The sequence below is a fragment of the Streptomyces sp. NPDC050264 genome (assembly GCF_040655895.1).
Lineage (GTDB): Bacteria > Actinomycetota > Actinomycetes > Streptomycetales > Streptomycetaceae > Streptomyces.
Genome location: NZ_JBFAKV010000028.1, coordinates 80,316 through 95,283 on the forward strand (window position 1 = coordinate 80,316; position 14,968 = coordinate 95,283).

The 14,968-nt window shown below is 70.4% G+C and carries 15 protein-coding genes; 9 read left to right on the top strand and 6 right to left on the bottom strand.

The window, feature by feature from the left end; all coding sequences use genetic code 11:
• Positions 1-19: 19 nt before the first annotated feature.
• Entirely contained in the window at positions 20-1,213 is a 1,194-nt protein-coding gene (locus AB0J02_RS36325) for an ROK family protein (protein ID WP_363198157.1), read from the bottom strand.
• A gap of 359 nt (positions 1,214-1,572) precedes the next feature.
• Here AB0J02_RS36325 and AB0J02_RS36330 point away from each other — a divergent pair, with 359 nt between their 5' ends.
• The 3 genes from AB0J02_RS36330 to AB0J02_RS36340 are packed head-to-tail and all read left to right on the top strand — an operon-like array spanning position 1,573 to position 4,813.
• Positions 1,573-3,072, top strand: a complete 1,500-nt coding sequence (locus AB0J02_RS36330; protein ID WP_363198158.1) for a sulfatase-like hydrolase/transferase — start codon at positions 1,573-1,575, stop codon at positions 3,070-3,072.
• A gap of 41 nt (positions 3,073-3,113) precedes the next feature.
• Positions 3,114-4,448: a family 43 glycosylhydrolase gene (locus AB0J02_RS36335; protein ID WP_363198120.1), complete on the top strand. Its 1,335-nt coding sequence runs from the start codon at positions 3,114-3,116 to the stop codon at positions 4,446-4,448.
• A gap of 53 nt (positions 4,449-4,501) precedes the next feature.
• Complete coding sequence (locus AB0J02_RS36340; RefSeq protein ID WP_363198121.1) at positions 4,502-4,813, top strand: antibiotic biosynthesis monooxygenase; 312 nt, start codon at positions 4,502-4,504, stop codon at positions 4,811-4,813.
• Positions 4,814-4,826: 13 nt separating this feature from the next.
• Here the strand turns inward: AB0J02_RS36340 and AB0J02_RS36345 are convergent, their stop codons facing one another.
• From AB0J02_RS36345 to AB0J02_RS36355, 3 genes are read right to left on the bottom strand one after another with little or no spacing between them, the layout of a single operon-like run.
• Complete coding sequence (locus AB0J02_RS36345; protein WP_363198159.1) at positions 4,827-5,723, bottom strand: sucrase ferredoxin; 897 nt, start codon at positions 5,721-5,723, stop codon at positions 4,827-4,829.
• 10 nt (positions 5,724-5,733) lie between these two features.
• Positions 5,734-6,939, bottom strand: coding sequence for a cupin domain-containing protein (locus AB0J02_RS36350; protein WP_363198122.1), 1,206 nt, complete (start codon positions 6,937-6,939; stop codon positions 5,734-5,736).
• A complete protein-coding gene (locus AB0J02_RS36355) occupies positions 6,936-7,250 on the bottom strand; it encodes a hypothetical protein (protein ID WP_363198123.1) in 315 nt (104 codons plus the stop codon). Before AB0J02_RS36355 ends, AB0J02_RS36350 begins: the two co-directional genes overlap by 4 nt.
• A gap of 182 nt (positions 7,251-7,432) precedes the next feature.
• On the opposite strand from AB0J02_RS36355, the gene AB0J02_RS36360 reads away from it, so the two are divergent.
• Together AB0J02_RS36360 and AB0J02_RS36365 are read left to right on the top strand one after the other, a co-directional pair.
• Positions 7,433-7,942 (top strand): 2'-5' RNA ligase family protein, encoded by a 510-nt coding sequence (locus AB0J02_RS36360; RefSeq protein WP_363198124.1) that lies wholly within the window; start codon positions 7,433-7,435, stop codon positions 7,940-7,942.
• Between the two features lie 156 nt (positions 7,943-8,098).
• On the top strand, positions 8,099-10,165 hold the full coding sequence (locus AB0J02_RS36365) for a glycosyl hydrolase family 28-related protein (RefSeq protein WP_363198125.1): 2,067 nt from the start codon (positions 8,099-8,101) through the stop codon (positions 10,163-10,165).
• A 44-nt stretch (positions 10,166-10,209) separates the two neighbouring features.
• On the opposite strand, the gene AB0J02_RS36370 is transcribed toward AB0J02_RS36365, so the two are convergent.
• The gene (locus tag AB0J02_RS36370) at positions 10,210-10,743 is read right to left on the bottom strand and encodes an SRPBCC family protein (RefSeq protein WP_363198126.1); all 534 of its coding nucleotides are present in this window, start codon (positions 10,741-10,743) and stop codon (positions 10,210-10,212) included.
• A gap of 190 nt (positions 10,744-10,933) precedes the next feature.
• Here AB0J02_RS36370 and AB0J02_RS36375 point away from each other — a divergent pair, with 190 nt between their 5' ends.
• From AB0J02_RS36375 to AB0J02_RS36385, 3 genes are all read left to right on the top strand, one after another.
• A complete protein-coding gene (locus tag AB0J02_RS36375; protein WP_363198127.1) occupies positions 10,934-11,569 on the top strand; it encodes a hypothetical protein in 636 nt (211 codons plus the stop codon).
• 287 nt (positions 11,570-11,856) lie between these two features.
• The gene (locus AB0J02_RS36380; RefSeq protein ID WP_363198128.1) at positions 11,857-12,219 is read left to right on the top strand and encodes a hypothetical protein; all 363 of its coding nucleotides are present in this window, start codon (positions 11,857-11,859) and stop codon (positions 12,217-12,219) included.
• 189 nt (positions 12,220-12,408) lie between these two features.
• Entirely contained in the window at positions 12,409-12,843 is a 435-nt protein-coding gene (locus AB0J02_RS36385) for an anti-sigma factor antagonist (RefSeq protein WP_363198129.1), read from the top strand.
• 25 nt (positions 12,844-12,868) lie between these two features.
• Here AB0J02_RS36385 and AB0J02_RS36390 read toward each other — a convergent pair whose 3' ends face one another.
• A complete protein-coding gene (locus AB0J02_RS36390; protein ID WP_363198160.1) occupies positions 12,869-13,309 on the bottom strand; it encodes a MarR family winged helix-turn-helix transcriptional regulator in 441 nt (146 codons plus the stop codon).
• 206 nt (positions 13,310-13,515) lie between these two features.
• On the opposite strand from AB0J02_RS36390, the gene AB0J02_RS36395 reads away from it, so the two are divergent.
• Positions 13,516-14,967, top strand: coding sequence for an MFS transporter (locus AB0J02_RS36395; RefSeq protein WP_363198130.1), 1,452 nt, complete (start codon positions 13,516-13,518; stop codon positions 14,965-14,967).
• Position 14,968: the final 1 nt, after the last annotated feature.

The window sequence follows — 14,968 nt, forward strand, 5'->3', positions numbered from 1 at the left end:
GGGTTCCTCGCTGGTGGCTTCACGCGTTCTCCTCGGAGACGGGCCGCGGGTAGTGGGAGAGCAGGGGGGATTCATGGAGGACGAGGGCGATGCCGCCGAGCGCGCTGCCGGCGTCGCCGAGCGTCGCGCGCCGAACGTCCACGTGGTGGCGGGCCAGCGGCATCAGCTGCTGCCGCAGGGCCTGTTCGACCGGCCCGAGCAGGGCGGGGCCGGCTTCCGCCAGCTCGCCGCCGACGACGATGACGTCCGGGCCGACGGCATGGCAGACCGCGGCCAGTACCCCGCCGACGTCGCTGCCGACGCGTTCCAGCACGTTCAGGGCGATGGGTTCGCGGGCGGCCGTGGCGTCGAGGAGTCCGGCGAGGTCGTCGGCGCGGCCGCCGGCCTCGCGGTAGCGGTGCAGGACCGCGTCGAGGGAGGCACGGGTCTCCAGACAGCCGACTCCGCCACAACCGCAGGGTCTTCCCGCCGGGTCGACGGTGATGTGCCCGAACTCGCCGGACAGGCCGTTGCGGCCGCGGTGCAGCGCGCCGCCCACGACCAGGCCGCCGCCGACGCCGTGCGACAACCGCAGGTAGAGCACGTCGCTGCTGTCCGCCGCCGCGCCCCACACCGCTTCGGCGAGCGCCGCGAGCCGGGTGTTGTTGTCCAGGAGCACCGGCACACCGAACTGCTTGCGCAGCAGGTCCGGCAGGCCGTCGATGCCCTGCGCGCGGGCGTTCTCGCTGCCGGGGTCGGTGATGGGCCCGACCACGCCGACGCCGATCGCGCCGAGCGCGTCGAGGTGGACGACGCCCGACGTGGCGAGGAGGCGCTCCGCGATGTCGATCCGCTCGGGCCACGACAGGTCAGCGGTGTGCGCCTCGCTCGCCGAACCGATCACCTCATGGGCGAAGTTGACCGCCGCGACGTGCACGGTACGGCGCGCGAAGTCGATGCCGACCGCCTCGCCGGCGGCCGGGTTGAGGCTGAGCTTCTCCACCGGCCTGCCGCGCTTGCGCACCTCGACGTGGGGTGTGCCCGCGACCACGGAGCCATTGCCGACGAGCCCCGCGACGATGTCGTGGAGCGTGGTGCGGGACAGCCCGCTGCGGTCGCCCAACTCGGCGCGGCTCAGCGGACCGTGCTTGCGGAGCAGCTCGAGGACCGCTTGCTCGTGGCTGCGTCGGAGCCGCGTCAGCGGGCCGTCGTGTTCGTGCATGCAGCACAGCATGTGAGCGCCGAGTATTTTCGTCAATGAGTCGAAACAAATTGTTCATACGAACGCCATACCCGCGTGGGCACCTGCGCCGACAGCGGCTTGACCTGCTGTCACTTGCGGGCAAATACCCTCGTAACACCCGGACTTGTGGTGTGCGGACGGCGCGGAACGACGCTCGCGCGCCTTGATGTGACGTCTCGGACGTGATTAAGGTCCGTGCTCTTGACTTAATTCGCCGCCTGATCGGAACATGCGTCGCACGGCACCTTCGGCACGCACCGGAAGCCGCGTCACGCTCCCAAGGCCGCGTCGGCCCGCCCCGGCCGACGTGCGAGCCGGACCGACCCGAGAGGCCCTCCGTGCGCCACAACATGCTCTTCCTGATGACCGACCAACACCGGGTGGACACCCTGGGCGCGTACGGCAACCCGCACACGCACACCCCGAACCTCGACCGGCTCGCGGCCGACGGCACACGGTTCGACAGCTTCTACACCCCCACCGCGATCTGCACTCCGGCACGCGCCAGCCTGCTCACCGGGGCGGCCCCGTTCCGGCACAAGCTGCTCGCCAACTACGAGCGCAACGTGGGCTATCTCGAAGACCTCTCCGACGGCCAGTTCACCTTCTCCGAGCAACTGCGCGCCGAGGGCTACAACCTGGGCCTCCTCGGCAAGTGGCACGGCGGTGTACGGCGTACCGCCGCCGACTACGGCTTCGAGGGGCCCGACCTGGCCGGCTGGCACAACCCCGTGGACCACCCCGACTACCTCGCCTACCTGGCGGAGAACGGCCTGCCCCCGTACCGCATCACGGATCCGGTGCGCGGCACGACTCCCAACGGGAGCCCCGGGAACCTCCTCGCCGCCCGCCTCCACCAACCGGTCGAGGCGACCTTCGAGTACTACCTGGCCACACGCACCATCGAGATGCTCCACCGCTTCGCCGAACAGGAGGACCGCGGCACCGGCGCACCGTTCTTCCTGGCCACCCACTTCTTCGGCCCGCACCTGCCGTACATCCTCCCGGAGGCGTACTACGACATGTACGACCCCGGCCTGGTCGAACTGCCCGCCTCCATCAGCGAGACCTTCGCGGCGAAGCCGGCCGTCCAGCACAACTACAGCAAGCTGTGGGCGTTCGACACCATGGATCTGGAGGAGTCGCGGAAGCTGATCGCCGTCTACTGGGGCTACGTCACGCTCGTCGACGAGCAGATCGGCCGCATCCTCGACGCCATGCGGGAGTTGGGCCTCGACGAGCGGACCGCGGTCTTCTTCACCGCCGACCACGGCGAGTTCACCGGCTCCCACCGGCTGCACGACAAGGGTCCCGCGATGTACGAGGACATCTACCGCATCCCCGGACTGCTGAAGGTCCCCGGCGCCCCGCAGGGCCAGGTGCGCGAGGAGTTCGTCTCCCTCACCGACTGCACCGCCACCATCCTCGACCTGGCGGGCAGCAGGACCGACCCGGCCGTGGACAGCCGCAGCCTGCTGCCCCTCGTACGCGGCGAGCACCCGCGGTGGGACGAGCACCACCTCGCCGAGTTCCACGGTCACCACTTCCCGTACCCACAGCGGATGTTGCGCACCAGAAGCCACAAGCTGGTGATCAATCCGGAGTCCCGCAACGAGCTCTACGACCTCGATGCCGACCCCGACGAACTGCACAACCGCTACGACCAGCCGGAACTGCGCGACATACGCACGGAACTGACCCGGCGTCTCTACGACCTGCTCCGCGAGCGCGGCGACAACTTCTACCACTGGATGACGCCGATGTACGACGTGGAGACGGACTACGACACCACCCTCTCCGCCTTCGAGAGCGACGAACCCGAAGCGCGCGCCGAGGCCGGACAGCGCTGAACCGCACGCCGTACCCCCGTGACGATGAAGGAGACAGACTGATGACGAGATCCGAGAACGGAACGCACATAGGCCGACGGTCCATGCTGGCCGGTGTCGCCGGCACCGTGGGAGCGGTCGCGCTGCCCCCGGTCGCCGCCCAGGCGCTGCCCGCCGCGAAGGGCGGCCCGGCGAAGACGAAGCATTACCCGGCGAACTGGCCCGACCTGGGACCGTACGGACTCGCCGACGCCCGCGAGGACTTGTGGCCGCGCGAGGACAACTCCTTCGTCCTGCCCCTCGAGCTCCGCCCCCGCGACAAGGAGCTCGGCCGGGTCTGGATGCGCGACACCTATGTCAACTGCTTCGTCGTCGACGACCGCCCGCTCTACGTCGCCACCGGCACCACCCGCGTGCCCGGCCTCACGGCCGCCGGCCCGTGGAACGACGGCATCTTCGTCTGGACTGCACGCTCCCTGCACGGCCCGTGGAAGCTGGCCGACACCACCGGCATCCGGCCCGACGCCGAGCGCGGAAAGGTGTGGTCCCCGGAGTTCGTCGGGGAGAACCGCCCCGGCCGCACCGTCGTCGCTCCGTGGCAGGAACACTGGTACGACGACGGCCAGTTCGGCAAGCGCGGCAATGCGTGGGCGCCCGAACTGCACTACTTCCGCGGCAAGTGGTACATCGTCGCCTGCATGGGCGACCACTCCAAGAAGGTCGGCTCGTTCCTGCTGGTGAGCGAGGGCGGGGTCGCGGGCCCGTACCGTCTCGCCGAGGGCAACCTCGACAAGCCCTTCGGTGACTCGTTCATCGGCGGACCGTCGTTCATCAAGCCCGGCGCGTACCACCACATCGACGGCGGCCTGTACTCGGAGGGCTCCGACGCCTGGCTGGTGCTGCACAACAACCTGTACGCCAAGTTCCGCCCCGACATGGAGGACATCGTCACCACGACGAACCTCCCGGAGTTCAAGCAGACTCCCTACACACCCGAGCCGTACCTCGAGGGCGCCTACGTCTTCAAGCACGGCGGCAAGTACTTCCTGGTGCACGCCGCGTGGGACCGCACCTCCATCGATGCCTACGGCAGCCCCCGCTACGCCTACGAGGTGGCGGGCACCGGACGGACGCAGTACCAGTACGACGCGATCGTCGCCGTCGCGGACCATTTCGAGGGCCCCTATTCCGAGCGCTGGACCGCGGGCGTGGGCGCCGGGCACAACAACTTCTTCACCGACAGCGACGGAGGCCTGTGGGCGACCTTCTTCCGCAACCCCGCCTTCGGCTACTGGGCCGATCCGTCCCGCGTCGACGACGCCGCGGTGGCCGGTGTCGTACGCCTGGAGTGGACCGGACCGAAGGGCAAGCGCCTGACCGTCCGGCGACAGGCATAGGGAATGCGATCATCGCCCTGGCATCCGCACCCTCAGCGCACCGGAGGACAGGTATGGACAAGGTCGGCTACTACGTCAAGTTCCGCACACAGGCAGGACAGCGCGACGCCCTGGCCGGCCTCCTCCTGCAAGCAGCGGACCATGCGCGGGACGCTCCAGGGTGCGAGCTGTACGTCGTGAACACGGCGTCCGGCGAGGACGACGTGGTGTGGGTCACCGAGATCTGGCGCAGCGCTGCGGACCACACCGCCTCGCTCTCCGCGGACGGAGCCGGGGAACTGATCGGGCAGGCACTGCCGCTCCTGGCAGGTCCGCCCGAGCGGATCGACCTGCGTCCCCTCGGCGGAGCCGGGCTGCCGGGGTGACGTGGCGGCGGGTTCAGCCGACGTCCAACGAGGTGACCTCGTAGACGTTGGCTGAACTCCATGCCCGGCCGTGGCAGGTCAGTCGGTAGGGCGGGGTGCGGTGGGACCGTACCTCGACGTCGAAGGCCGACGACCGGGGTGGGCGGCCGGTGATGCGGATCCGCCAGCGGTCGGTGTCGCGGGACGTCGCCTCGATCGCGTACTCGTGCCGCCCTGCCGGGCCGAAACGCCCGAGTACGGCTGCCACGGCGGCCTGTTGGGGTGGGAAGAGATCCGTGTATCCGCGGAGATGGTCCGCGTGGATACGGTCGGCCAGGTGTTCCTCGACCGTTGTGACGGACGAACCGGCGGTGAGATTGCCGTAGTAGACGCCGTCGGGCGCGACGACGACGTTGGCGGCGAACCTGTCGCCGCCCACGTGCGTGCATTCCCACACCAGGTGCGGCCAGCGCTCGCTCAGGGCCCGTCCCACGGGCCGGCCGCGTACGGCGCAGCAGACGTCGTGCAGACCGTGGGCGCAGACGAGGACGACGGGCGGGTGTCCCGGCTCCCCGGCGGCGCCGAGAGCGCCGATGATCCCGGACAGGTCCTCGTCACGGTTCCACGTGCCCCACGTCTGGCGGTGGGCGCCGCCGCCGTCATGGCGCAGTACGGCCCAGCGCCTGGGGCCTTCGGGCACGCGGCGGCCGGGGCGCCTGATCAGAAGGATGCGTGCCCGCAGAGCCTGGGCCGCGGCGAACACGAGTCCCTTGACCTCCGGCTCCAGATCGAGACCGTCGAAGCCGTTGGACGGCCAGCCGCCCCGGTACTCGATCAGGACCCAGACGGAGCCGTACGGTGCCGTGCCCGCGAGCGCGTCACCGCGTGCCTGGGCGGCATCGGCGCAGAAGAAGCGTGCCGCCGCGGTCACCGTGGCCACGTCACTGTTCAGCGGGCACCAGTACGCCCGCGCGCATGAGTCTCCCGACGAGTTCGAGGCCCAAGGAGTCGGCGGTGTGCACCTCGCCGTCGAGCAGGCGGGCCACCGAGAGCAGATCGGGTTCCGTGAAGTCGAGCCAGCCGACGCGCGTGGTCAGGCGCCGCCCGTCAAGGCGTGCCTCCAGCGCCGCGCGCAGCCGCACCGGCGAGTCGGGGGCGAGGCCCTCGACGGCCGCGAGCTGGGCCAGCGGTCCCATCGGTGCCGGGCGGGCCTGGCTCCGCCGGGTGCGCTGGAACAGCGGCTCGGGATCGGCTTCCGCGAGAGCGGCGACGAGGCGCTCGCGGACGAACCCGAGTTCGTCGGCCGGCCCGTCCACGCCCAGCGGCAGCGAGCCGCGCATCCGCGGATCGTCGCGGAGCAGTGCGAGCGCGGACTGGGCGAGCTGCTCGGCCAGCGCGTGGCGCGTCCAGTTGTGGATGCCGAGCGTCAGGTGGATCGAGACGGCGCCCTGCGCCTGGGCGGCGTGCAGCCAGCCCCGCGGCAGGTAGAGGACGTCACCCGGTTCGAGAACGGTGTCGATGCGGGCCGGGCCCCGGGCGGCCTCGGCCACCGCGGCGCGGTGGCCGGTCCACGGCTGGTCACGCAGCGGGTCGGGATGGACGGGCTCGTGGATGGTCCAGCGTTTGGCCCCGGCGACCTGTAGGACGAAGACGTCGTGGACGTCGTAATGGGCGTCGAATCCGCGGTTCTGCGGCGGCGTGACATAGGCGTTGGCCTGCACGGGATGGCCCAGCTCCGTCCCGAGCCGGGTACTGAAGTCCGCGATCGGCTCCCAGGTGCGCTGCAGCGCCTGCAGAACCAGCGTCGCGCCGTCGGCGAAGCTGCGCCACAGTGCCGTGTCGTCGAGCTGGTCCGCGACGGTCGCGCCGACACCGCCGGGGGAGGTGAACGACGACTCGGGAAGCGTGGCACCGTCCTTGGCGACGCGCAGGAAGGGAGCGCGCAGGCCGCGACGCGAGATGAGTTCGTCCACCGCGGCCGCCGAGAACAGGTCGGAGAAGTCACTCGCCCCACGGGTGAGCAGGGGTGCGCGCGCCCACACGTCACGGGCGAAGTCCTCCCGGCGCAGGCCGGTCAGGCGTGCTTCGAGGACGCCGGCGCCCGTCGTGGCGCCGGCATCCTGGAGTGCGACAGGGGGAGTGCTCAACCGGCGCTGCCGTCCGCGCCGCCGTCGTGGACGCCGGGGGTGCCGGCCGCGCCGCCGTCGGCAGGTCCTTCGGCTCCGCCGTCCGCGCCGCCGTCGTGGACGCCCGGCTTGCCGGCCGCGCCACCGTCCGCGGGCCCTTCGGCTCCGCCATCGGCGCCGCCGTCGTGGACGCCGGGGGTGCCGGCCGCGCCGCCGTCCGCGGGCCCTTCGGCTCCGCCGTCCGCGCCGCCGTCGTGGACGCCCGGCGTACCGGCCGCGCCGCCGTCCGCGGGACCCTCTTGCTCGTTCGGATTCTGCCCGGGGTTGCTCATGGTTCCTCCTGAGAAGCGAACAGCTGGGATGGAGCGGGCGGCACCGTTTCGGGCCCCCTCGATCACTAACAAACTCGCTCACGCGGTTCTGACCGGCAACCGGAGCACCTCGCATCCCCCGTCGGGCGCGGCCCACCGCCATGGCATGCTGCCGACGGACCGGAAGGACGGGTGAACGGGTCATGACGCGACTGGGGACCACGGCAGTGCTGGCAGTGCTGCCGGACGCCGAACCGCTGCTGGAGCTGGCTGCCGGGGTGGACGCGCGGGTGGTGCGGCCGGGTGTGCCCGCACACGCCGCGCTGCTCTACCCGTGGCTGCCCGCCGACGAGGTCGGTGAGCCGGAGCTGGACCGTCTGCGGGCCGCGCTGCCGGCCGGCCGGATCCCGATCCGGCTGGACACGGTCGAACAGGCCGGCGGGTTCGTCAACATCCCGGTGCCCGAGCTGCGCGCGGCGGCCGGCGCGGTACGCGCCGCGTTCCCGGCACAGGTCCCCTACGGCGGCCGGTTCGGCCAGGACCCGCCGGTGCACGTCTCCGTGGCGTTGGACGCCGACCCCGGCACCGCCGCCGACATCGCCCGCCGCGCTGCCGCCCGCCTGCCGATCACCACCGAGATCAGCGCTCTGTACGTGGTCGCCCTGACCCCCACCGGCTGGCAGCTCCTCGCCGACCTCCCGCTCGCTCCCTAGCCGCGGCGCCACGCAAGAATCCAACAGCAATACGCAAGTAACAATCTCTCCTGCGGAAATCCTGCACGAATCTCTTGTGGAACCACGCCAAGTCGCCCTACTGTCACCGCACTTGCGCGTCGCCCCGCACGTTCTCCCAAGAGAATCGAGAACCGGATGTCGTGGTACTCCGCCCGCACGGCCGCGGTATGCCGCCGTGGCCCGCGCCGAAGATCGGTCCGGCTCGCCGCCACCCTCACGGCGGCCGCGGCCGGGCTCTCCCTCGCCGTCGTCCCACCCGCCCTCGCGGCCGGCGGCCCGACGCCCGCGCCCACTCCGGTGACCCGCGCCGCCCTCGCCCCCTCGCTGGTCGAGGGCCGCGGCGCCGACGTGCCGTTCGCCGAGCAGGAGGCGGAGAGCGCGCGTACCGACGGCACCGTCATCGGCCCGGACCGCACCGCGTACGCGCTGCCGTCGGAGGCGTCGGGCCGCTCCGCCGTGAAACTGAAGCCGGGCCAGTACGTCGAGTTCACGCTGCCCCGCGCGGCCAACGCGCTCACCGTGCGCTACAGCATCCCCGACGCCGAGAGAGGGGGCGGGATCACGGCCCCGCTGGGCATCGCGGTGAACGGCAAGCGGCACGCTCAGATGACGCTGACCTCGCAGTACGCGTGGCTCTACAACCAGTACCCGTTCAGCAACGACCCGCAGGCCGATCTGCTCCACCCCGACTGGTGGATCACCGAGTGCGGCTGCGTCCCGTCGGCGACGACGCCGGCCCCCGCCGTCGACAAGCCGTTCCGACCCAGCCACTTCTACGACGAGCGGCGGGTGAAGCTGGGCAGTACCTACCGGGCCGGTGACACCGTGCGCCTCACCGCGCCCCTCGGCACGAAGGCGGCCTGGACGGTCATCGATCTGCTCGACTCGGAACTGGTCGGCGCGCCGCACGTCGAGACGCGCGCCGTGAACGTGCTGGCCCATGGTGCCGATCCGACCGGACGCCGCGACTCCGCCGACGCGATCGACAAGGCCATCGCCGCGGCGAAGCGCCGACACCTGAAGGTGTACCTGCCCCCGGGCACGTACCAGGTCGACCGGCACATCATCGTCGACGACGTGACGATCGTCGGCGCGGGCAACTGGTACACGACCGTCAAGGGCCATCAGGTCACCCTCGACACCCCCGCACCCGACGGCTCGGTGCACACAGGCGTCGGCTTCTACGGCAAGGACGCGGCGGACGGCGGCAGCCACGACGTCCACCTGTCCGGCTTCGCGGTCGAGGGCGACGTCCGCGAGCGCATCGACACCGACCAGGTGAACGCGATCGGCGGCGCGCTGAGCGACTCCACCATCGACGGCCTGTACCTGCACCACACCAAGGTCGGCCTCTGGTTCGACGGCCCCATGAAGAACGTACGGGTCACGCGGAACGTCATCGCGGACCAGATCGCCGACGGCCTCAACTTCCATACGGGCGTGACCGATTCACTGGTCTCGCAAAACTTTGTACGGAACACGGGTGACGACGCGCTCGCCATGTGGTCGGAGAAGCGGCAGGACGCCCGCAACACCTTCTCCCGCAACACGGTCCAGACCCCGGTCCTCGCCAACGGCATCGCTCTGTACGGCGGCACCGACAACAAGGTCACCGGCAACCTGATCGCGGACCCGGTCCGCGAGGGCAGCGCCATCCACGTCGGTTCGCGCTTCGGCGCCGAGCCGTTCACCGGACGGCTCGGCATCACCGACAACACGACGGTGCGCGCCGGGACCTACGAACTGAACTGGAGGATCGGGCTGGGCGCCATCTGGTTCTACGCCCTGGACAAGGACATCGACGCCGACATCCAGGTCACCGGGGACCACTACCTGGACAACACCTACAACGCGATCATGCTCGTCTCGGACTACCCGGTGAAGGACAAGTACGCCATCACGAACGTCCACTTCAAGGACGTCAAGGTCGACGGCACCGGAACCTCGGTGCTCAGTGCCCGCGCGGCGGGCTCGGCCTCCTTCGAGAACGTCGACGCACGCAATGTGGGCGCGGTGGGCATCAACAACTGCGGATCGTTCAACTTCCCCGCCACCGGTTCGGAGTTCTCCGTCGAGGACCGCGGCGGCAACGACGGCGGAGGCACGACAGGCCCCTGGCTCGCCGCCTGGGAGCTGCCCTCCACGATCACCTGCGACGACCGTCCCCCGGTGGTTCCACCGCCCGCGCCGGGCAGGTGGTGAGCGGCCGCCGGGCGCCGCGCCGAGGCGCCCGGCCGGTGACGTGGCTAGTGGTGCGGGAGTCCGCCTGAGCGGTCCGCGTCGTCGCGCTCGAGTTCGCGCTTGAGGTTGCGCAGCGTCACGTCGATATTGCGCTGCTGGAAGACGGCGAACGTCTTGCCCGAGGTGGCGACGCGGTCGAAGGTGTTGGCCACGAACGTGGGCCAGGCGCGGCGGTCGTCGGTCCAGGTCTCCGTCACCCGGGTTCCGCCGTCGATCTGCTCGAACCGGTACTCCCAGGTGGCGATCGGCGCGCGCAGGACGGGTCGTTTGCGGCCGATCGCATGGACGCGGAACGCGAAGCGGCGCCCCGGCTCGGCCGCTGTGACCGTGCACTGCGTCACCCACCGGAACGCTCCACGCTTGTTGCGGCCGACGAACGTGGTGCCGACAACGGCCGCCCCGGTGGGTGAGTCGTCCGTCGTGCCGCGGTTCTCGGGACTCCAACGGCCCATGTCCTCGAGACGGCTGACCGCCCCGTAGGCGTCGTCGGGGGACACATCGATGGTGATGCTGCCGCTCACGGTGAACACGCGGGCCACGGTGATCCCTCTCCTCTGAGACGCGAAGCTACTGCTTAGTAGGATCATGGCATGCGGAAGCCGGGATGGACACCGTGGAGGCGTCACCCGGCGACACACCCGCCCGGCGATCGCCCGTGCCGACGGGGACGCCCTAGCCTGCCCGTGTGATCGTCGTCGATGGTGAAGTGTTCTGTGATCCGGGGCCGACGTGAAGCGGGCGCGGTCCCGGGGCCGTCGCCTGCGCTTCGACGGGTGGATCGCCGGTGTGGGCACGGCCTCCGGCACGCGCCTGGTGGTGGGTTACTGGCCCGGCTCCCCGTGGGGTGGGTTCGCCGACGTGATGGTGGAGCGGGCCGACGGGCATCGGGTGCTGCTCGCGCCGAATACCCGGGTCGCCGAATTCGTGGCCGGGACCTACCGCTTCGACGAAGTCACCCGATGCCCGGTGACCGTCGTGCCGACGCCCGGTCGGTGGCAGGTGACCGCGGGTCCGTTGCGGCTGACGTTCGCTCCGGGGCGGCGGGACGCGCTGGGTTTCGCCTTGCGCGCCGTTCCGCGCCGGGTGGCGAGCGCCCCGCTCTGGGCGGCCGCATGTGACCTTCCCGCGCGGTGGCTCCTGTCCGGCGTCCGTACCCGGGGCAGCGCGGGGGCGGGCCGGCGTGAGTGGTACGCGGCCCTCGACCACCGTGTGATCACCGCGGCACACGCACGCTGGGAAGGTGTCGATCTCGGGGCGCTGCGGCGGGTGGATCCGCCCGTCCGTTTCGGATTCGGGTCCGTGCCGGGCCGGCCCTCGCTCACCCGCGTCGTCTCGACCGTGGAGTTGCCCGCGGGCGGGGAGTGAACCACGGATCCGGCACGCGGACCTCCGCTGCGAGTGCTAAGGACGTCGCGGAAGTTCGCACGATCGGCGCAAGGATCTCGGCGTAGATCGAATACCGGTCCACTCCTTTGGAGATACGCCGGAGCGCGGGTGGATTCGGGACGAACGGCCCATTCTTGCGATCCGGCCGCGGTGCCAGAATTTCCACTCCGGTTCCTGCTTCGTCGTTGGATCCTCAGGGGGTTGCAATGGCGTCTAGTGTGCCTTCCCGGATTCCATTGGCCGCGTTTCGTGCCAAGTGGCCGCTGATGAATATGAAGCAGCGGCTTGCGATGTGGGTGACAGCTGTATCGGACGTGGACGGCCGTGCGCCGGTCGAGGTGCGACGGCTGGCGGGCATCGCCGTGCTGCAGCTTCGCGGGGACGTGGGCCCATTCAGCGAGCCGAGGATCGCCCGCCTCCTGGCGGCGATCATCCGTGAGGATATCGGCGGCTTGGTGATAGGAGTCCGGCGCTCGGCGCTGTTGGGAACGGCCGGCCTGAGCCTGCTGGAGCTGGCCCGGACCCTGGCGGCCGAACGGAACCTTCCCTTTCGCGTGGTCTACCTGCCGCCGGCCCGCCCGGCGGGTCCTCGGAAGGTGCTGGACGGCCCGCGCGAGGTGTGGCGGTAACGGGTTCCGCAACCACAACTGGCCCAATTCGATGCTTAGTTGAAGCTAGACGTATGCCCGCTGAATGTGCTGGAATTCTTCCCCCTGCGAGGGTGCGGGAACGCGTAAGCACGCCGCGTACTCCCCGTCAGCGTCCCCCTCCCGTGCTCGCAGCACCTTGTGACTCAGGAAGGTGCCGGTGATGCCGCTATGAACGACGCGCAGCTGCACGGCCCGCGCACGGAGCTCGTGCGCGTGCGGGAGGTCCAGGAGTGGACCGTCATGGAGCTCCGCGGAGAGATCGACCTCGCCGCCATGCCCGAGATCCTGCCGCACCTGGACGACGTCACGGCCACGCCCGCACCCACGGTGGTGATCGACCTCACCCCGACGGACTTCTTCGACTGTTCGGGGCTGCGCCTGCTGGTCCGCGCGCGACGGAGAGTGGACGAGCGGAGTGGACGGCTCGTGCTGGTCTGCCCGCACGAGATGCCGCGCCGCATCCTCCGGGCGGCGGGTCTCAGTCACTGCTTCCGCGTGGTGGACACCATCTCGGAGGTCTGCCCGACCCCTGAAGTCACGCCTGAAGTACCCGCTGAAGTCGCCGCGCCGTGGACGGCGCACGAGTTGTCCCGCGACACCTGACGCGGCGGCGAAGTCCCCGCACGCCTCAGGCGGGCCGGTCTGCCATCTGCGTACGCGGCCACGGCATGCCGTAGAGGCGCTCGATGCCCGCGTTGAAGCGCTGGAGGTAGTCGGCGAACGCGGCGATGTCCTCTTCCGGCCAGTCGGTCATGATGTTTTTCAGGCTCGTGACGATGTACGCGCGTTCCTCGTCGAGGCGGTTCTCGCCCTCCCCGGTGATGCGGAACTTGCGCGCCATGCCGCCTTCGGGGTCGGGGATGCGCTCGACGAGGCCCGCGCGCATGGCGGACGCGGTCTGCCGATTGAGGGTCGAAGCGTCGAGGCCGAAGGCTTCGCCGAGCTGTCCGATCGACATCGGGCCCTGCGTACGGATGCGGCTGAGCAGGATGTAGGCGCTGCGGTCGAGGATGCTGCCCTCCCGGCGTCCCTTGCTCTTGTGTAGATGCATGTAGCGGCTCAACAGCATCTGCTCGAACTCCACCCGGTCCGCGGCCTGCTCCGCCCTGCTCACGTGACATCCCCTTCGTGGTGTGACTCCCGCGGGTTCGCTACGGCCACTATATGCACCCGGCAATGGATGTGGTGGGACCACAAGGTGTGTATTGTGCATATCGCGCTTCCTGGCGTATGCACACCTGTCGATGTCTCGAAGTTTCGTAGAGGAGCTCCATCATGGACGGCCCCCAGCCGACCGCACGCTCAGGCGCAGTCGTCGCCACGCTCGCCATGGCGGGCACTGTCGCCGCGATCATGCAGACGCTGGTGACCCCGTTGATCGCGGAGATGCCGCAGCTCCTGCACACCAGCTCCTCGAACGCGGCCTGGGTGGTCACCGTCACCCTGCTCGTCGCCGGCGTGTGCGTGCCGGTCTCCGGGCGTCTCGGTGACCTGATAGGCAAGCGGCGCATGCTGCTGATCTGCGTCGTGCCCCTGGTCATCGGCTCGGTCGTCTGCGCCCTCGCCTCGTCCGTCGTACCGATGATCGTCGGCCGCGGACTGCAGGGCATGGGCATGGGCATGGTGCCCCTGGGCATCGCGCTGCTGCGCGACGTCGTCCCGCAGGAGAAGCTCAGCAGCTCCATCGCCCTGGTCAGCGCCTCCATGGGCATCGGCGGCGCCATCGGCCTGCCGCTCGCCGCGGCCGTCGCCCAGTACGCGAACTGGCGGGTCCTGTTCTGGGGCTCCGCCGCTCTCGCCCTGATCATCGGCACCCTGATCTTCTTCATCATTCCGGACGTCCCGGCCGGCGCCAAGGGCCAGCGGTTCGACGCACCCGGCGCCATCGGCCTCGCCATCGGCCTGGTCTCCCTGCTCCTGGCGATCTCCAAGGGCAGCGACTGGGGCTGGAGCTCGGGCACCACGCTGGGCCTGCTCGCCCTCGCCGTCGTCTCGCTCGCCGCCTGGGGCTTCTACGAACTGCGCACCCGCGACCCCCTGGTCGACCTGCGGACCACCGCCCGCCCGCGTGTCCTGTTCACCAACGCCGCCTCGATCCTGATCGGCGTCGGCATGTACTCCTTCATGCTGATCGCGCCGCAGCTCCTGCAGTTCCCCAAGGCCACCGGCTACGGCCTGGGCCAGTCGATGCTGGCGGCCGGCCTGTGGATCGCGCCCGGCGGCGTGATGATGATGATCATCTCCCCGTTCGGCGGCAAGCTCATCAACGCGCGCGGCCCCAAGTTCGCCCTGATCTGCGGCGCGCTGGTGATCGCGGCCGGCTACGGCATCGCTCTCCCGCTCATGGGCACCGCCTGGGGCCTGATGATCGTCGGTATCGTCATCAACAGCGGTGTGGCTCTCGCCTACGGCTCCATGCCCGCCCTGATCATGAGCGCGGTCCCCGTCTCCGAGACGGCCGCGGCCAACGGCTTCAACACCCTCATGCGCTCGCTGGGCACCACCATCGGGTCGGCGGTGATCGGCGTCGTCCTGGCGCAGATGACCATCAGCATGGGCGGCTACACGCTCGCCTCCGAAGGCGGCTTCCGCACGGGCCTGCTGATCGGCTGCGGCGTGGCCCTCGCCTCGGCCGCCGTCGCGTCCCTCATCCCCGCTCTGCGTACCGGTACCGACAACCAGGCCGGGAAGGAAGCCCCGACCGAGCAGGCCCCGGCCCGCGCCTGAG